The 16,278-nt window shown below is 47.2% G+C and carries 22 protein-coding genes and 1 pseudogene; 6 read left to right on the forward strand and 17 right to left on the reverse strand.

The features are described 5' to 3' along the window. Positions 1-435: 435 nt before the first annotated feature. The gene (locus ACMV8I_RS20885) at positions 436-984 is read left to right on the forward strand and encodes a gamma carbonic anhydrase family protein (protein ID WP_498867100.1); all 549 of its coding nucleotides are present in this window, start codon (positions 436-438) and stop codon (positions 982-984) included. An 88-nt stretch (positions 985-1,072) separates the two neighbouring features. On the opposite strand, the gene aroE is transcribed toward ACMV8I_RS20885, so the two are convergent. The 5 genes from aroE to dprA are packed head-to-tail and all read right to left on the reverse strand — an operon-like array spanning position 1,073 to position 4,664. Beyond that, positions 1,073-1,891, reverse strand: coding sequence for a shikimate dehydrogenase (gene aroE, locus ACMV8I_RS20890; protein WP_498867101.1), 819 nt, complete (start codon positions 1,889-1,891; stop codon positions 1,073-1,075). A gap of 12 nt (positions 1,892-1,903) precedes the next feature. Next, positions 1,904-2,473 (reverse strand): L-threonylcarbamoyladenylate synthase type 1 TsaC, encoded by a 570-nt coding sequence (gene tsaC, locus ACMV8I_RS20895; protein WP_498867102.1) that lies wholly within the window; start codon positions 2,471-2,473, stop codon positions 1,904-1,906. Further along, on the reverse strand, positions 2,466-3,026 hold the full coding sequence (locus tag ACMV8I_RS20900; protein WP_498867103.1) for a DNA topoisomerase family protein: 561 nt from the start codon (positions 3,024-3,026) through the stop codon (positions 2,466-2,468). The genes tsaC and ACMV8I_RS20900 overlap by 8 nt, the downstream gene beginning before the upstream one ends. A gap of 23 nt (positions 3,027-3,049) precedes the next feature. After that, positions 3,050-3,523 carry a DUF494 family protein gene (locus ACMV8I_RS20905; protein WP_498867104.1) on the reverse strand — a complete coding sequence of 158 codons (474 nt, stop codon included), beginning with the start codon at positions 3,521-3,523 and terminating at the stop codon, positions 3,050-3,052. Next, the gene (gene dprA / locus ACMV8I_RS20910; RefSeq protein ID WP_498867105.1) at positions 3,495-4,664 is read right to left on the reverse strand and encodes a DNA-protecting protein DprA; all 1,170 of its coding nucleotides are present in this window, start codon (positions 4,662-4,664) and stop codon (positions 3,495-3,497) included. The genes ACMV8I_RS20905 and dprA overlap by 29 nt, the downstream gene beginning before the upstream one ends. A 129-nt stretch (positions 4,665-4,793) precedes the next feature. Here dprA and def point away from each other — a divergent pair, with 129 nt between their 5' ends. From def to mscL, 5 genes are all read left to right on the forward strand, one after another. After that, positions 4,794-5,306 carry a peptide deformylase gene (def, locus tag ACMV8I_RS20915; RefSeq protein WP_498867106.1) on the forward strand — a complete coding sequence of 171 codons (513 nt, stop codon included), beginning with the start codon at positions 4,794-4,796 and terminating at the stop codon, positions 5,304-5,306. Between the two features lie 26 nt (positions 5,307-5,332). Beyond that, on the forward strand, positions 5,333-6,268 hold the full coding sequence (gene fmt / locus ACMV8I_RS20920) for a methionyl-tRNA formyltransferase (protein WP_498867107.1): 936 nt from the start codon (positions 5,333-5,335) through the stop codon (positions 6,266-6,268). 74 nt (positions 6,269-6,342) lie between these two features. Beyond that, on the forward strand, positions 6,343-7,635 hold the full coding sequence (gene rsmB / locus ACMV8I_RS20925; RefSeq protein WP_498867108.1) for a 16S rRNA (cytosine(967)-C(5))-methyltransferase RsmB: 1,293 nt from the start codon (positions 6,343-6,345) through the stop codon (positions 7,633-7,635). A gap of 53 nt (positions 7,636-7,688) precedes the next feature. After that, a complete protein-coding gene (gene trkA / locus ACMV8I_RS20930; protein ID WP_498867109.1) occupies positions 7,689-9,065 on the forward strand; it encodes a Trk system potassium transporter TrkA in 1,377 nt (458 codons plus the stop codon). A gap of 127 nt (positions 9,066-9,192) precedes the next feature. Next, positions 9,193-9,609 carry a large-conductance mechanosensitive channel protein MscL gene (gene mscL / locus ACMV8I_RS20935; RefSeq protein ID WP_498867110.1) on the forward strand — a complete coding sequence of 139 codons (417 nt, stop codon included), beginning with the start codon at positions 9,193-9,195 and terminating at the stop codon, positions 9,607-9,609. A 68-nt stretch (positions 9,610-9,677) separates the two neighbouring features. On the opposite strand, the pseudogene ACMV8I_RS20940 reads toward mscL, so the two are convergent. The 12 genes and pseudogenes from ACMV8I_RS20940 to rpsE form a co-directional block, all read right to left on the reverse strand. Beyond that, a pseudogene (locus ACMV8I_RS20940) lies at positions 9,678-9,875 on the reverse strand (alternative ribosome-rescue factor A); the annotation flags it as partial. A 79-nt stretch (positions 9,876-9,954) separates the two neighbouring features. Beyond that, complete coding sequence (gene zntR, locus ACMV8I_RS20945) at positions 9,955-10,371, reverse strand: Zn(2+)-responsive transcriptional regulator (protein ID WP_498867111.1); 417 nt, start codon at positions 10,369-10,371, stop codon at positions 9,955-9,957. Between the two features lie 275 nt (positions 10,372-10,646). Further along, positions 10,647-11,036: a 50S ribosomal protein L17 gene (rplQ, locus tag ACMV8I_RS20950; protein ID WP_034793661.1), complete on the reverse strand. Its 390-nt coding sequence runs from the start codon at positions 11,034-11,036 to the stop codon at positions 10,647-10,649. 40 nt (positions 11,037-11,076) lie between these two features. Further along, positions 11,077-12,066, reverse strand: a complete 990-nt coding sequence (locus ACMV8I_RS20955; protein ID WP_498867112.1) for a DNA-directed RNA polymerase subunit alpha — start codon at positions 12,064-12,066, stop codon at positions 11,077-11,079. 25 nt (positions 12,067-12,091) lie between these two features. After that, positions 12,092-12,712: a 30S ribosomal protein S4 gene (gene rpsD, locus ACMV8I_RS20960; RefSeq protein ID WP_498867113.1), complete on the reverse strand. Its 621-nt coding sequence runs from the start codon at positions 12,710-12,712 to the stop codon at positions 12,092-12,094. A gap of 30 nt (positions 12,713-12,742) precedes the next feature. After that, positions 12,743-13,132: a 30S ribosomal protein S11 gene (gene rpsK, locus ACMV8I_RS20965; RefSeq protein WP_004929731.1), complete on the reverse strand. Its 390-nt coding sequence runs from the start codon at positions 13,130-13,132 to the stop codon at positions 12,743-12,745. 17 nt (positions 13,133-13,149) lie between these two features. Further along, positions 13,150-13,506, reverse strand: coding sequence for a 30S ribosomal protein S13 (rpsM, locus tag ACMV8I_RS20970; RefSeq protein WP_498867114.1), 357 nt, complete (start codon positions 13,504-13,506; stop codon positions 13,150-13,152). A 148-nt stretch (positions 13,507-13,654) separates the two neighbouring features. Further along, positions 13,655-13,771 carry a 50S ribosomal protein L36 gene (gene rpmJ, locus ACMV8I_RS20975; protein WP_012768118.1) on the reverse strand — a complete coding sequence of 39 codons (117 nt, stop codon included), beginning with the start codon at positions 13,769-13,771 and terminating at the stop codon, positions 13,655-13,657. A gap of 33 nt (positions 13,772-13,804) precedes the next feature. Then, complete coding sequence (gene secY, locus ACMV8I_RS20980; protein WP_188475493.1) at positions 13,805-15,136, reverse strand: preprotein translocase subunit SecY; 1,332 nt, start codon at positions 15,134-15,136, stop codon at positions 13,805-13,807. A 7-nt stretch (positions 15,137-15,143) separates the two neighbouring features. After that, on the reverse strand, positions 15,144-15,578 hold the full coding sequence (gene rplO, locus ACMV8I_RS20985) for a 50S ribosomal protein L15 (RefSeq protein ID WP_140476106.1): 435 nt from the start codon (positions 15,576-15,578) through the stop codon (positions 15,144-15,146). Positions 15,579-15,581: 3 nt separating this feature from the next. Next, a complete protein-coding gene (rpmD, locus tag ACMV8I_RS20990; protein WP_140476104.1) occupies positions 15,582-15,761 on the reverse strand; it encodes a 50S ribosomal protein L30 in 180 nt (59 codons plus the stop codon). Between the two features lie 6 nt (positions 15,762-15,767). Then, a complete protein-coding gene (gene rpsE / locus ACMV8I_RS20995; RefSeq protein ID WP_013573700.1) occupies positions 15,768-16,268 on the reverse strand; it encodes a 30S ribosomal protein S5 in 501 nt (166 codons plus the stop codon). Positions 16,269-16,278 lie beyond the last annotated feature (10 nt).

Genomic DNA, 16,278 nt, shown 5'->3' on the forward strand with positions numbered 1-16,278 from the left:
TGATATTATTTTGCCACCGAGGTGGCTGATATCGTCTTGTGAGTGCCCACACAGATTGTCTGATAAATTGTTAAAGAGCAGTGAGTTACGGCTTTCGCTTGGCAACTCGAGGTGGCGTATACTACGCCTTCCTCTTTCAGTGTCAACCGTTTATTTCATTCGGTTGCCGCTGTTTTTAGTCTTTCCGACCCGGTTACTCCGTGATGTTGTTCACGTTGTTCCCTGTCGATGGAGCGGCATTATAGGGATCCGATTTTTTTCTACAAGCCTTTTTTCCAATAAAAGGATCGACTGCGTATTTTTCCACCCTTTCGTTGTGATCTTGCACGATCCGTTCATTTACTCGTCGAACCTGTATGAGGTAAGTTTGTAATCCTTCTGGCAAAAGCTATATTGCCCAAAGGATTAAGGTATCCCACTCGAGGTAACTCCGTTATGTTTAGTCCTTTACGTACCTATCAGAATTTAACACCTTCAATTGGTGAACGCGTCATGGTCGATCCCTCCAGCGTTATTATTGGCGATGTGGATCTGGCTGACGATGTCAGCATCTGGCCGCTCGTTACTATCCGCGGCGATGTAAATAATGTCGTAATAGGCTGCCGAACAAATATCCAGGACGGTAGCGTATTACATGTTACACATCAGTCGAGTCACAACCCTCAAGGTTTTCCCCTCATTATCGGAGACGACGTTACCATCGGCCATAAGGCAATGTTGCACGGCTGCTCTATAGGGGATCGCGTTCTCGTAGGGATGGGATCTATTTTGCTTGATGGGGCGATTATTGAGGATAACGTCATGATCGGCGCTGGCAGTCTGGTGCCGCCAGGCAAGAGGCTAGAAAGTGGTTACCTCTATTTAGGCAGCCCAGTCAAAAAGATTCGTGAACTGACCACGGATGAAATTGCTGGGCTCACCTATTCATCCAACAATTACGTCAAATGGAAAGATTTGTACCTGAGCGATGCCAATCAGAAGTAAGCGCTATCTGATATATAGAAGAATCATGTGGCCAAATCAGGAAACTGATATGGCCTAACTTCATGAGACGATTGTGCAGTCTCTTAGTTCAACTCTGTAAATCTCGTTTAAGTTGAAGTAAAACCGGTTCGATATCTGGCATGACGCCGTGCCACAAATTGAACGCATGGGCAGCTTGTCCCACCAGCATTCCTAAACCATCGGCATAATGAACGACGCCATGGCGCTTCGCCCAAACAATAAAAGAGGTGTCCCCGGCCTGATAGTACATATCATAAATACGGGTTTGCGCATTCAGCAATGAGGCAGGCAATTCCGGGATCTCGCCCTTAATTCCTGAAGCTGTAGCATTGATGATCAAATCGAATTTTTCGTTATCGAGTTGATCCATTTGTAGTGCCCGAATATCCCCTTTACTCTCAAAAATGTGGCACAAATGTTCTGCCCGACCATAGGTGCGATTCGTGACAATAACCTGACACTGATGTGAAAGCAGTGGCAATATCACACCACGCGCCGCACCTCCTGCGCCCACCAGCAAAATACGCTCATCTTTGTTGAGCATATTTAGCCGCATAAGATCACTGAGCATGCCAATGCCATCTGTGTTATCTCCTAACAGGCGACCATCATCAAGCTTCTTCAGCGTATTCACCGCACCCGTTATTGATGCACGTTCAGTCAGTTCGTCTGATTCCGCAAACGCCCGCTCTTTAAAAGGGGTAGTGATATTTGCACCACTGGCTCCTTCTGTAAAAAACGAATGAAGGTATTCTTCAAATCCGTCATGAGGTGCCAGAACAGTGCCATAGATATGGTTGATCCCGGTTTGCTCAGCGAAAAGAGCATGGATCCTTGGAGACTTACTGTGGGCAATAGGATTGCCGAATACAGCAAAAGAAGACATAAAATAAATTCCTTAACCTTGGCGAATAAGTTGTCCCGTCAAAGCATCTTTGATCTCTGAAGGGTTTACCCTACCACCAACATTCCCCGCTAATAGGGGAAAATCATGACCAAATTGTTTTCTGACTTCATCGGCAAAGCGACAGGGCGGCTGACCATTCAGATTAGCGCTGGTAGAGACTAAGGGCTTGCCAAAGCTGCGACAGAGTTCCTTGACCAAAGGGTGATCAGTAACGCGGACCGCGAGAGATGAGAACTGTCCGGTTAACCACTTTGGTGTAGTTGATTTTGCCGGCATAACCCAGGTTATCGGCCCTGGCCACTGTGACAAAATATGCTGCCTCTGGCTGGCACTAAGGGCTGAGTCATCAATATAAGGAAGCAGTTGCTGATAATTGTCAGCAATGAGGATCAGGCCTTTTTCACGCGGGCGATGTTTGAGTGCCAATAAAGCGTCTACGGCAGCCTCACTGTCAGGATCACACCCCAAACCAAATACGGCTTCTGTCGGGTAAGCGATAACAAGTTGTTGATCCAATGCATCCAGCACGGCTGAAAAATTGTTTTCTATCTCTTTATTCATTTTGATCTTTATTTGTAATATGTGCGCTTTTACCACATAACTTGCTGGCACAAAAAATCTTTACGCCTTGCGCCGTTCTTTTTTCCATTAACAAGGGGTACTGGCAGTAAATACATGTTCCAGCCACAGGGGTATTGTTAATAGCAAACTGACATTCGGGATAACGATCACAGGCATGGAATACTTTTCCAAATCTGGATTTACGCTGTAAAAGATATCCCTGCACGCACTGAGGACACTGAAGCGTCGTTTCTTCAGGTTTATCAATGATCTCAGTGTGATCGCATTCAGGATAATGGCTGCAACCGATAAACATGCCATAACGACCCTGCCTCAAAGCCAGCGTGGCCTGACATTTCGGACAGAACTGCCCCTCAAGGACCTTAACAATATGGCCGTCAGCCTGTGCTTTCAGAGGGCGAATGTACTGGCAAGCGGGATACGAAGAACAGCTAAGAAAGGGGCCATGGCGACCACTACGGATCACCAAAGCGGCCCCGCATTCTGGACAGTTTTGATTTTGCTTTTCAGCAAAAAGCGCGGCTTTTGTCATACGTTCTACTTTACCCATTATATCTAATGCAGATAACCTTCATTAACTTCAAATAACAGCTCTTCCATTTGCTGATAAGCGCTTTCATACCCAGGAATATTAAAGAGCACCATCAGCACCACCCACTTAAGATCTTCAAGATCAAAATCGTCAGTGTCGAGAGCCATAACACGATCGATAACCATCTCCCTGGTATCGAAGTTCAATACTTTTATCTGTTCAAGAAACAATAAAAAACCACGACAGCTGACATCTAACCGATTCGCTTCCTCATCAGTATAAATTCGTAAAGCAAGAGGGTCCGAATCCATCAAATGAGATGGTGTTTCGCCTTCTTGCAGATCAGCAAGTTTTTCCAGCCAATTCAACGCATTGTTGATATCAGTCCGATGAAATCCCGCTTCAGCCAAATCGTCCGTTAACCTATCCTGGTCGACATTCATCTCCGCTTCGTTATGAATGTAAGTCTCAAATAAGTACATTAGTACGTCGAACATGGCCTGCCCTCCTAATTCGGACATAGCCGCCGGGTACAGCTGCGATCCATCCTGCTAACTCCAGTTCAAGTAGTTTACCTACTACCTCTGGCACAGGTTGGCCGGCACGTTCGGCGACGACGTCAACAGGTGTCACCTCATATTCTACGTTAGCCAACACATCAGTAAATGGCAATTCAACTTCGTCGTCTTCTGCACAAATAATATCCTTTGAGGCAAATTTCGCTTCCGAAGGCACAAAATCTTTGTGTTCAGGACTTGAGAACGTAGATAACCAGGTCAATCCACTACCAATCTGTTCTGCAATATCGTTAGGTTCTGTGACCAGATAAGCACCCTGCTTGATTAACCAATGTGTTCCTTCACTCGTTGCGCTATCGATAGGCCCGGGAAGTGCGAACACTTCACGATCTTGCTCTAATGCATAACGCGCAGTGATTAAAGACCCACTGCGCAATGACGCTTCAACCACCAGCACGCCAGCACTCATACCGCTAATGATTCGATTACGTCGGGGAAAATTGGCAGGAATGGCTGCGGCACAGACCTCTAGTTCAGAAACAAGCGCACCACCTTGTTCGAGAATCCTGCAGGCAAGATGTTCATGTCGACGGGGATGAATACGTGTAAGCCCGCTGCCAAGCACGGCAATCGTTGTACCACCGCAATTGAGGGCAGCCTCATGGCTTATTCCATCAATTCCCAGCGCTAATCCGCTAGTAATGGTGAATCCACTATTAACCAAACCAGCGGAAAAATAGGTCGCCCATTGTTCGCCATACCCGGTGTATTTCCGGCTGCCTACCATCGCTAACTGAGGCGTAGCAAGGGCGGAGAGATTTCCTGCAACAAAAAGGACCACTGGCGCTGACGCTACGTGTTTTAACAATGTGGGATAACGCGGATCCTTTATCGTAATAAGATAGTGATGTTCGTGCTCAAGCCAGCGCAATGAAGCATGTAACTGCTCGTGATTTACCCGACAGAATGCGCTGATCTGATCAGCAGTCATCCCGGATTCAGCAAGTGAAGCAGTCTGGCCAATCCCCTCATTAGTCATGATATATGCTATGCGGCAAGCAAGCGCTGCATCAAGTCGCCTTACTGCTGATAAACGTAGCCATACTTCCTGCTTAGTCATCAATGTGTTCCCTCACAACGCCCATTGCCTACTTGTTCAATTGAATAGAGGATGCTGTCAATCAGAGTCGGAAATGTCTAGAATAGAGTCTATATATCGTCAATCAATTGAATAAAGATCCATAAATTTATGTCCGTATTACACATATTACATTTCCCAGACGAGCGTCTTCGCATTACTGCCAAGCCGGTCAAAGAAGTTAACGCCGAAATTCAGCAAATCGTGGATGATATGTTTGAAACCATGTATGCCGAAGAAGGTATCGGCCTGGCCGCAACCCAGGTGGACATTCACCAACGAATTATCGTTATTGATGTCTCGGAAAACCACGATGAGCGTCTGGTTTTGATTAACCCTGTACTGCTTGAAAAAAGTGGTGAAACAGGTATTGAAGAGGGTTGTCTGTCAATCCCTGATCAGCGCGCTTTGGTTCCCCGTGCCGAGAAAGTGAAGATTCGTGCACTTGATCGTGACGGAAAAACATTTGAACTTGAAGCGGATGACCTTTTGGCTATTTGTATCCAGCATGAAATGGATCATTTAGTGGGCAAACTGTTTGTTGATTATTTGTCCCCTCTTAAGCGTCAACGCATCCGTCAGAAGATGGAAAAAATGGCCAAACTGAACGCTCGGCCTGATTGATTTTTCGTTCATAACAGGAATTAGCTTTGCGAATAATATTTGCAGGAACGCCTGATTTTGCAGCGCGTCATCTTGACGCGCTTTTAACGTCTGGGCACCAGGTTGTCGGTGTATTCACTCAGCCCGACAGACCTGCGGGTCGTGGAAACAAACTCACCTCCAGCCCTGTTAAAATGCTCGCTGCTACTCATGATATCCCTGTCTTCCAACCTAAATCCCTGCGCCCTGCAGAAAGTCAGCAATTAGTTGCTGAACTGGATGCAGACATCATGGTCGTAGTGGCTTACGGATTGATCTTGCCGCAGACAGTACTTGATATGCCGAAGTTAGGTTGCATTAACGTACACGGTTCACTTCTTCCGCGCTGGCGCGGAGCTGCTCCGATTCAGCGTGCCTTGTGGGCAGGAGACAGTCATACAGGCATTACCATTATGCAGATGGATATCGGTCTGGATACAGGCGATATGCTGCATAAAATCGAATGTGTCATCGAACCGAAAGATACCAGCGCCAATCTCTATAACAAACTAGCAGAGCTGGGCCCGGTCGGTATGCTGACCACACTGGAGCAATTGGCTTCAGGCACTGCGCATGCCGAAGTACAGGATGAAACGCTTGTAACCTACGCGGAAAAACTGAGTAAAGAGGAAGCCCGCTTAGACTGGTCATTACCAGCCACCCAGTTGGAGCGCTGCATTCGCGCTTTTAATCCGTGGCCAATGAGCTACTTCCTCATCGGTGACCAGCCGGTTAAAGTCTGGCATGCCACCGTGCTCGTACAACAGAGCCGGGCGCTGCCGGGTACGCTTATATCCGCAACAAAAAATGGCATCCAGGTCGCTACTTCAGACGGAATTTTGAATATTTCTCAGTTGCAGCCTGCGGGTAAGAAAGCCATGTCTGCTCAGGACATACTTAACTCTCGTCGTGAATGGTTTACCGAAGGCACTGTTTTCGCCTGACTATTCCGATAACGCCCGGCAATACGTCGGGCCATTTCTTTTATTTAAGCTGAGCTATACCAGCCCTTCTGACTATGAAAACAGCCTATAATCTCCGCAGCATTGCTGCAAAATCAATCAGTCAGGTTCTTGATCAGGGCCAGTCACTGTCGGCCGTTCTTCCAGGACTTCAAAAGAACATATCGGATAAAGACCGCGCCCTACTGCAAGAGTTATGCTTCGGCACCTTAAGGGTTTTGCCGCAACTAGAATGGTGTCTGCAACAGCTGATGGCAAAACCTCTGACGGGTAAACAGCGCACATTGCATTATTTGCTGATGGTGGGTATTTACCAACTTTTGCATACCCGAATACCGCCTCACGCCGTGCTAGCCGAAACCGTTGATGGTGCCGTTGCTCTGAAAAGACCTCAGTTGAAAGGCCTGATAAATGGGGTGTTGCGTCAATTTCAACGCCAGCAGGATGAGCTGATTCTGCGGTTGGGGGATACCGATAGCCGTTACCTTCACCCCAGTTGGCTGCTTAACCGCATCAAGAAAGCATATCCACAGCAGTGGCAACAAATTATTGAAGCCAACAACCAGCGGCCGCCAATGTGGCTACGCGTTAATCGCCTCCACCACACCCGCACCGAATACTTAGCGCTGTTGCAACAAGCCGGTATTGAAGCTATTGCTCATCCGAATTACGCTGATGCAGTGCGGTTAGTCTCACCCTCACCGGTGCATGCTCTACCGGGTTTTGCTGATGGCTGGGTGACGGTACAAGATGCTTCAGCCCAGGGGAGCGTTGATCTTCTTGATCCGCAAGATGGCGAGATGATCTTGGATCTTTGCTGTGCACCAGGCGGTAAAACCACGCACATATTGGAAGCTGCACCTAAAGCTCATGTGCTTGCCATAGATGTCGATAAACAACGCCTGACTCGCGTGCATGAAAATCTTCAACGTCTTAAGCTTAATGCTGAAGTTAAGCAAGGCGATGGGCGCGATCCACAATCCTGGGCTGGCGATCGGCAGTTTGATAAAATTTTGCTCGATGCCCCATGCTCTGCCACTGGCGTGATCCGGCGCCATCCAGATATTAAGTGGTTGCGCCGTGACAGCGATATTAGCGAGCTTGCCGCGTTACAATGCGAAATTCTTGAAGCTATCTGGCCAAGACTCAAACCCGGCGGCGTGATGGTCTACGCAACGTGTTCTATTCTGCCGGCAGAAAATAGCGAACAAATAGTCGCGTTCCTCAAAGCACATCCTGAAGCAGTGTTAGCTGAAACCGGTGATTTGACTATTCCGGGTAAACAAAATCTTCCTCATGCTGAAGATGGCGACGGTTTCTATTACGCTAAACTGATTAAATCGGCGTAATAGTTCTGCTTTGAATCACAGGGCAAACTGAATTAAGGCAAGAGTGAGCGGCTATGAAAATAATAATTCTTGGTGCCGGACAAGTTGGCGGAACGTTGGCGGAGAACCTCGTAGGTGAGAACAACGACATTACGGTCGTTGACACCAATACGACCCGGTTGAGACAGTTGCAGGATAAATTTGATCTCCGCGTTGTACAGGGCCATGGGTCTCATCCAAGAGTTCTGCGTGAAGCGGGAGCTGAAGATGCTGACATGCTGATTGCGGTTACCAACTCTGACGAGACAAACATGGTAGCGTGTCAAATAGCCTACTCTTTGTTCAATACACCAAATCGTATTGCCAGAATTCGTTCTTCCGAGTATATCCGCGAATCAGAAAAACTTTTCCACCCGGAAGCGGTGCCTATAGACCACCTCATATCACCCGAACAACTGGTCATTGACTATATCTATAAGCTGATTGAATACCCAGGTGCTTTACAGGTGGTTAATTTCGCAGAAGGTAAAGTCAGCATCGCCGCCGTTAAGGCCTACTATGGCGGGCCGTTGGTTGGAAATGCGCTGTCTTCCATGCGTGAGCATATGCCACATATCGAAACACGTGTCGCGGCAATTTTCCGCCAGGACCGTCCTATCCGACCTCAGGGATCGACCATCATTGAGGCAGGTGATGAGGTGTTTTTCGTTGCCGCTTCTCAGCATATACGTGCAGTGATGAGTGAACTTCAACGTCTGGAAAAGCCTTATAAGCGTATTATGATTGTGGGCGGAGGTAATGTCGGCGCAGGCTTGGCACATCGCCTTGAGAAAAACTACAGTGTTAAGCTCATTGAAAAAAACCAACAGCGAGCAGCAGAATTAGCCGAACTACTTCAGGATACAATCGTGTTCTATGGTGATGCGTCTGATCAGGAGTTACTGGCAGAAGAACATGTCGAACAAGTGGATGTGTTTATAGCCATTACTAATGATGATGAAGCAAACATCATGTCTGCCATGCTGGCTAAACGGATGGGGGCAAAGAAAGCGATGGTATTGATACAACGCAGCGCCTATGTCGACCTTGTACAGGACAGCGTTATTGATATTGCTATTTCACCACAGCAAGCCACCATTTCTGCATTACTGGGACATGTACGTAAGGCTGACATTGTCAGTGTGTCATCGCTACGTCGTGGAGTGGCAGAAGCCATTGAAGCCATTGCGCATGGTGATGAAAGCACGTCAAAAGTTGTCGGCAGGACAGTTGAGCAGATAAAACTTCCGCCGGGAACCACTATTGGCGCCATTGTCAGAGGCAATGAAGTCATTATTGCCAACGGCACTAGCCGGATCCAACAAGGTGATCATGTGATTATGTTTATTACTGACAAGAAATTTGTTCGCGACGTTGAAAGATTATTCCAGCCAAGTCCGTTCTTCTTGTAACACTCACCTACTATTTAATATAATTATCAATAGATTATATTCAAAGGGGTGATTTTTGTAGCGCATATGCTGCAAATGGTCTTTACTTTGTTTGATATGCTTTATGGGTTTTCCAAGGAGAGATTTTATGAGCTTTATGAAAGAGTTTCGTGAATTTGCCATGCGTGGCAATGTTGTTGACCTTGCGGTTGGTGTAATTATCGGTGCTGCATTTGGCAAGATCGTTTCATCGTTGGTAGCAGATATCATTATGCCCCCATTAGGGCTACTTATCGGCGGCGTTGATTTCAAACAATTTGCTTGGGTAATACGTGAAGCACAGGGGACGGTACCTGCTGTCGTTATGAAATACGGTATTTTCATTCAGAATATTTTTGACTTCCTCATTGTAGCTTTAGCCATATTCTGTGCAGTTGGATTAATGAATAAAATGCGCCGTAAAGAAGAAGCAACTCCTGCTGAGCCGTCTAAACCAACGGCAGAAGAAGTGCTTTTGACTGAGATTCGTGATTTGTTGAAACAGCAACAGACCCCAAAATTTTAAATACTGAATTCATTAGCATTAGCATTAGCATTAGCATTAAAAGTCATCCTACGATGGATTTTTAATGCAAAGGACAGTGCTAAAAACTCACACGAACATTTAGCACTGTCCTCCTGATAATTCCCCTTTCCATTTTTATCTTTACGGCGATAGCTACCTTTGCCCTTCAAGTTCTTCTCGGTACGTTGTCGGAAAAGTGGATCATGCAATAAAGCATGTATCGCGTTATCCTGAATAACACCCTTTTGATGCTTATATATACTCACAATAACCTCATGTTAAACATGTTTGTCACTAAGCCAGCTGATAGGGCCACCATTAGTGTCGGACCGTGTAGAAAACTCATCATTTTTCTTTTTCTGCACCAGCCTCAAGCGCTTCAAGAATAGAGCAACTGGCACTAGAATGTGAAGTACCACAGCACGCATTGCTAAGTCGCTTTAAGGAGTCCCTCATCCGTTGAAGCTCATTCAGTTTGAATTCAACTTCTGCAAGCCTGCTTTCGACGATAGATTTTGATTCTTGGCACGTATGATGGGCAGGATCAATTCTTAGGGACAGTAACTCCTTGATTGCATCCAGCGTAAACCCGGTTGTTTTAGCGTATCGAATGAACCGCAAACGCCGTAAGTCCGAATCAGCATACTGCCGATAACCTGCATCACTTCTTTCACCACAAGACATCATCCCCTGTTTTTCGTAATATCTGATGGTATCTGTGGTGACATCAGCTAACTTTGCCAGCATGCCTATTTTATACATATCAGCGACCTCGAAGTTTTTGCATTAACTGGGGGATGGTATTCCGCGCCGAAAAAGTCATAGAAATAAAGAGTTTTTTCAACACCGGGCAAGTCGATCAGATCGCCATTTTCGGATCAGTAAGGACATAGTATCCCTAGAGCAAAATGAATTTACACGATTCAAGGAAAAACGTCTAAGCAAACAAAAGTAAGTAAAATTAGAGTTGAGCAGTGTATGGCAAAATTTAGACGTAAAAAAACCGGGCAAGCCCGGTTTTTTCATGCATCTACAGATTATTCAGCAGTTGCTACTTCTGCTTGTGACTCTGCACGATCAACGAGCTCGATGTATGCCATCGGCGCATTGTCGCCTGCACGGAAACCACACTTAAGAATACGAGTGTAACCACCGGCACGGCTCGCAAAACGCGGGCCCAGTTCATTAAACAGTTTTGCCACGATCTCGTTATCACGAGTACGGGCGAATGCCAGACGACGATTTGCAACATTGTCTGTCTTGGCAAGAGTAATCAGCGGCTCAACAACGCGACGCAGCTCTTTCGCTTTCGGCAGGGTCGTCTTGATTATCTCATGACGAACCAAAGAGCCGGCCATGTTACGGAACATAGCCTGTCTGTGGCTGCTGTTACGGTTCAGTTGACGACCACTCTTACGATGGCGCATGACCTTATCCTTCTCAGTAAAACCTTAACCTGTGATCCGGTTACTCGTCAGCGATACTTGCTGGTGGCCAGTTTTCCAGGCGCATGCCCAGAGACAAACCACGGGAAGCAAGTACGTCTTTAATCTCAGTAAGAGATTTTTTACCAAGGTTAGGCGTTTTAAGTAGCTCAACCTCAGTGCGCTGTACCAGATCACCGATGTAGTGGATTGCTTCTGCTTTGAGGCAGTTAGCAGAGCGGACAGTCAATTCCAGATCGTCAACAGGGCGCAGCAGGATTGGATCGAATTCCGGCTTCTCTTCTTTGACTTCCGGCTGACGTACATCACGTAAATCAACGAAAGCTTCAAGTTGTTCAGCAAGAATGGTTGCCGCACGACGGATCGCCTCTTCAGGATCGATCGTGCCGTTGGTTTCCATTTCGATAACCAGCTTGTCCAAATCAGTACGCTGTTCTACACGCGCTGCTTCAACATTGTAGGCAATTCGCTCTACAGGGCTGTAGCATGCATCTACCAACAGGCGACCAATTGGGCGCTCATCTTCTTCCGAATGAATTCGGGCAGACGCCGGCACATAACCACGACCGCGCTGAACTTTGATACGCATACTAATAGCAGCGTTTTCATCGGTCAGGTGGCAGATAACGTGTTGCGGCTTGACGACTTCGACATCACCATCATGGGTAATGTCGGCTGCAGTCACAGGGCCAATGCCAGACTTATTCAGGGTAAGGATAACTTCATCTTTCCCTTGAACTCTCACCGCCAGCCCTTTCAGGTTGAGCAAGATCTCCAGGATATCTTCCTGTACGCCTTCTTTGGTGCTGTACTCATGCAGTACACCATCAATCTCAACCTCGGTCACCGCGCAACCCGGCATGGATGAAAGCAGAATACGGCGCAGTGCATTGCCAAGAGTATGGCCAAAGCCACGCTCTAAAGGCTCAAGGGTCACCTTGGCGTGCGTCGAACTGACTTGCTCGATATCTACCAGGCGCGGTTTTAGAAACTCTGTCACAGAACCCTGCATTGTGTCCTCTCTTTGGTACTAAGCTTTACTTAGAGTAAAGCTCGACGATCAGGTGTTCGTTAATGTCAGCAGACAGATCAGTACGTTCAGGCATACGCTTGAACACACCTTCCATCTTAGAGGCATCAACTTCAAGCCAAGTCGGCTTTTCACGCTGTTCAGCCAACTCCAAAGCGGCCTTTACGCGAGATTGCTGTTTAGCTTTCTCACGGATGCTGACAACGTCGTTCGGAGATACCTGATAAGAAGCGATGTTAACAACGCGACCGTTTACCATAATAGCTTTGTGGCTAACTAGCTGGCGCGATTCCGCACGAGTAGCACCGAAGCCCATACGATAAACAACGTTATCAAGACGCCCTTCAAGTAATTGCAACAGGTTTTCACCGGTGTTGCCTTTAAGGCGAGCTGCTTCTTTATAATAGTTGCGGAATTGACGCTCCAAGATGCCATAGATACGACGAACTTTTTGCTTTTCACGCAACTGCACACCATAGTCAGACAGACGCGGTTTACGCGCACCGTGCTGACCAGGAGCTTGATCGATTTTACACTTGGTATCGATCGCGCGAACGCCAGATTTAAGGAATAAATCTGTGCCCTCACGACGGCTAAGCTTGAGCTTAGGACCCAAATATCTTGCCATTTTCTCTCTCCAACAATCCTAAAAGCAGCGTTATACGCGGCGCTTTTTCGGTGGACGACAACCGTTATGAGGAATCGGAGTCACATCAGTAATATTAGTGATGCGGAAACCAGCCGCGTTTAACGCACGGATAGTAGACTCACGACCAGGACCAGGTCCTTTAACCATAACTTCCAGATTCTTGATACCGTATTCTTTCACTGCGTCAGCGCAGCGCTCTGCTGCAACCTGGGCTGCAAACGGAGTAGACTTACGAGAACCACGGAAACCGGAACCACCAGCTGTTGCCCAACCCAAAGCATTACCCTGACGATCGGTAATAGTAACAATGGTGTTGTTGAAAGAAGCATGGATATGAGCCACGCCGTCAGAGACTTGTTTTCTTACACGTTTACGTGTACGAACAGGTGCCTTTGCCATTTATTCAATCACCCCGATTATTTCTTGATCGGTTTACGCGGACCCTTACGGGTACGTGCGTTAGTCTTCGTACGCTGACCGCGTACTGGGAGACCACGACGATGACGCAAACCACGATAAGTTCCAAGGTCCATAAGACGCTTGATGCTCAGGGTGACTTCACGACGCAGATCACCTTCAACAATGAACTTGGCAACTTGTTCGCGCAGTTTTTCGATTTGCTCTTCAGACAGCTCACTGATCTTAACATTTTCAGCAATACCGGATGCCGCACAGATAGTCTGTGAGCGGGTTTTGCCAATACCATAGATCGAAGTTAATGCGATCACGGTATGTTTCTGATCAGGAATGTTAATGCCTGCTATACGGGCCACTATGCACTCCTACTATTTATATACGGTAACACCGTTCTGAAAAGCCCGTTTTCAGGATACTCAAACAGTGTTACTGCTTACATACAAAAGATTGGCTGGCCAATCTAGCCAGCTCAATCCAACTTTGCAAGAAAAATATGCGAGATAATCAGCCTTGACGCTGTTTATGCTTCGGTTCTGCGCTGCAGATTACGCGAACGATACCGTTACGCTTAACAATTTTGCAGTTACGACATAATTTCTTGACGGAAGCACGAACTTTCATTTTTACTCTCCGTAACTTCTCAAACGCACCAGATTAGCGATTATAGCCTTTCAGGTTTGCTTTCTTCAATGCAGACTCATACTGACTTGACATCATCAGAGTTTGCACTTGAGCCATAAAGTCCATAATGACGACAACTACAATAAGTAGTGAGGTACCACCAAAGTAAAATGGCACTTTCATTGCGTCACGCATGAACTCCGGGATAAGGCAGATGAAAGTAATATACATCGCACCAATTAAGGTTAAACGTGTCATCACTTTATCGATATACTTCGCCGTTTGCTCTCCCGGACGAATTCCTGGTACAAATGCACCGGACTTCTTCAGGTTATCTGCTGTCTCACGTGGGTTGAAAACCAACGCAGTGTAAAAGAAACAGAAGAAGATGATCGCAGTCGCATAGAGTAACACATAAAGCGGTTGTCCAGGCTGCAAATACAGCGAAATCGTAGTCAGCCAGTTCCAACCAGTTCCGCCCCCGAACCATGATGCAATCGTGGCAGGGAACAGAATTATGCTGGAAGCAAAGATTGCAGGGATAACCCCGGCCATATTCACTTTCAACGGTAAGTGTGTGCTCTGTGCTGCATAGACACGACGACCTTGTTGACGCTTAGCGTAGTTAACGACAATACGACGTTGACCGCGTTCCACAAAAACAACAAAGAAAGTCACTGCAAACACTAAAACTGCAACCAACAGCAACAGGAGGAAGTGCAGGTCGCCTTGCCGAGCTTGTTCAATAGTATGCGCTACTGCCGGCGGGAGACCCGCTACTATACCAGCAAAGATTATGATTGAGATACCGTTACCGATACCACGCTCAGTAATCTGCTCACCCAGCCACATCAGGAACATTGTCCCGGTCACTAAGCTCACAACTGCAGTAAAGTAGAAGGCAAAGCCTGGATTTAACACCAGGCCCTGCATACCAGGCATGTTCGGTAAACCGGTAGCAATACCGATCGACTGAAACACAGCTAATACCAGCGTACCGTAACGGGTGTACTGACTAATCTTGCGACGGCCAGCCTCCCCTTCTTTCTTAATTTCAGCCAACGTTGGATGAACCACCGTTAGTAGCTGGATAATGATCGACGCCGAAATATATGGCATGATCCCCAGAGCAAAGATAGAAGCACGGCTAAGAGCACCACCAGAGAACATATTAAACATTTCAATGATGGTGCCTCTTTGCTGCTCGAGCAATTTGGCAAGTACAGTGGCATCAATACCAGGGATCGGAATAAAAGAGCCGATACGGAAAACAATCAACGCACCGATAACAAACAAAAGTCTGCGCTTCAGTTCGCCTAGTCCACCCTTGGCACTTTGGAAATCTAACCCCGGTTGCTTAGCCATCTGCTACTTATTCCTCAATTTTACCGCCAGCAGCTTCGATAGCAACACGAGCGCCTTTAGTGACACGCAAACCACGCAGAGTTACCGCACGACCAACTTCGCCGGAAAGGATAACTTTCGCGAATTCGATCTGGATACCAACTACGTTAGCGGCTTTCAGCGTGTTTAGGTCGATTACGTCGCCTTCAACAAGTGCAAGTTCAGACAGACGAACTTCTGCCGTGATCATCGCTTTGCGAGAGGTGAAGCCGAATTTCGGCAAACGACGATATAAAGGCATCTGACCACCTTCAAAACCACGACGTACGCCACCGCCAGAACGTGAGTTCTGACCTTTGTGACCACGACCAGCGGTTTTACCCAGGCCAGAACCAATACCACGACCTACACGCCTCGGCGCTTGTTTGGCACCTTCAGCCGGAGACAGAGTATTTAAACGCATCTCTTACTCCTCAACCTTAACCATGTAGGAAACTTGGTTGATCATACCGCGTACAGCAGGAGTATCCTCGCGCTCTACGGTGTGACCAATGCGACGCAGACCCAGGCCGAGCAGAGTAGCTTTATGCTTCGGTAAACGGCCAATGGAGCTGCGAGTTTGTGTAACTTTAATAGTCTTTGCCATGGTTAATTACCCCAGAATTTCTTCAACGGATTTACCACGCTTGGCAGCGACCATTTGTGGGGATTTCATATTTGCCAGAGCATCAATAGTTGCACGAACCACGTTGATTGGGTTTGTAGAACCATAAGCTTTAGCCAATACGTTATGCACCCCAGCGACTTCCAGGACGGCACGCATTGCGCCACCGGCAATAATACCGGTACCTTCGGAAGCCGGCTGCATGAACACACGGGAACCCGTATGAGCACCTTTAACAGGATGCTGCAAGGTGCCGCTGTTCAGCGCGACATTCATCATGTTGCGACGGGCTTTTTCCATCGCTTTCTGTATCGCTGCCGGAACTTCGCGTGCTTTGCCGTAGCCAAAACCAACGCGACCGTTACCATCACCAACTACTGTCAGTGCGGTAAAGCTGAAGATACGGCCACCTTTTACGGTTTTAGATACGCGGTTTACCGCGATCAGCTTTTCCTGCAGTTCGCCAGCTTGTTTTTCGATGTGAGCCATCTTAAACCTC

This window comes from Ewingella sp. S1.OA.A_B6, assembly GCF_049889095.1.
Lineage (GTDB): Bacteria > Pseudomonadota > Gammaproteobacteria > Enterobacterales > Enterobacteriaceae > Ewingella.

Excerpts from the sequence above, each read along its gene's own strand:
- rplQ (WP_034793661.1), bottom strand. The coding sequence starts at position 11,036 with ATGCGCCATCGTAAGAGTGGTCGTCAACTGAACCGTAACAGCAGCCAC.
- dprA (WP_498867105.1), bottom strand. The coding sequence starts at position 4,664 with ATGACTAAGCAGGAAGTATGGCTACGTTTATCAGCAGTAAGGCGACTT.
- rpsE (WP_013573700.1), bottom strand. The coding sequence starts at position 16,268 with ATGGCTCACATCGAAAAACAAGCTGGCGAACTGCAGGAAAAGCTGATC.
- ACMV8I_RS20900 (WP_498867103.1), bottom strand. The coding sequence starts at position 3,026 with ATGACAAAAGCCGCGCTTTTTGCTGAAAAGCAAAATCAAAACTGTCCA.
- ACMV8I_RS20905 (WP_498867104.1), bottom strand. The coding sequence starts at position 3,523 with ATGTTCGACGTACTAATGTACTTATTTGAGACTTACATTCATAACGAA.
- secY (WP_188475493.1), bottom strand. The coding sequence starts at position 15,136 with ATGGCTAAGCAACCGGGGTTAGATTTCCAAAGTGCCAAGGGTGGACTA.
- aroE (WP_498867101.1), bottom strand. The coding sequence starts at position 1,891 with ATGTCTTCTTTTGCTGTATTCGGCAATCCTATTGCCCACAGTAAGTCT.
- rsmB (WP_498867108.1), top strand. The coding sequence starts at position 6,343 with ATGAAAACAGCCTATAATCTCCGCAGCATTGCTGCAAAATCAATCAGT.
- rplO (WP_140476106.1), bottom strand. The coding sequence starts at position 15,578 with ATGCGTTTAAATACTCTGTCTCCGGCTGAAGGTGCCAAACAAGCGCCG.
- ACMV8I_RS20885 (WP_498867100.1), top strand. The coding sequence starts at position 436 with ATGTTTAGTCCTTTACGTACCTATCAGAATTTAACACCTTCAATTGGT.
- rpsK (WP_004929731.1), bottom strand. The coding sequence starts at position 13,132 with ATGGCAAAGGCACCTGTTCGTACACGTAAACGTGTAAGAAAACAAGTC.
- rpmJ (WP_012768118.1), bottom strand. The coding sequence starts at position 13,771 with ATGAAAGTTCGTGCTTCCGTCAAGAAATTATGTCGTAACTGCAAAATT.
- tsaC (WP_498867102.1), bottom strand. The coding sequence starts at position 2,473 with ATGAATAAAGAGATAGAAAACAATTTTTCAGCCGTGCTGGATGCATTG.
- trkA (WP_498867109.1), top strand. The coding sequence starts at position 7,689 with ATGAAAATAATAATTCTTGGTGCCGGACAAGTTGGCGGAACGTTGGCG.
- def (WP_498867106.1), top strand. The coding sequence starts at position 4,794 with ATGTCCGTATTACACATATTACATTTCCCAGACGAGCGTCTTCGCATT.
- rpmD (WP_140476104.1), bottom strand. The coding sequence starts at position 15,761 with ATGGCAAAGACTATTAAAGTTACACAAACTCGCAGCTCCATTGGCCGT.
- rpsD (WP_498867113.1), bottom strand. The coding sequence starts at position 12,712 with ATGGCAAGATATTTGGGTCCTAAGCTCAAGCTTAGCCGTCGTGAGGGC.
- ACMV8I_RS20955 (WP_498867112.1), bottom strand. The coding sequence starts at position 12,066 with ATGCAGGGTTCTGTGACAGAGTTTCTAAAACCGCGCCTGGTAGATATC.
- zntR (WP_498867111.1), bottom strand. The coding sequence starts at position 10,371 with ATGTATAAAATAGGCATGCTGGCAAAGTTAGCTGATGTCACCACAGAT.
- mscL (WP_498867110.1), top strand. The coding sequence starts at position 9,193 with ATGAGCTTTATGAAAGAGTTTCGTGAATTTGCCATGCGTGGCAATGTT.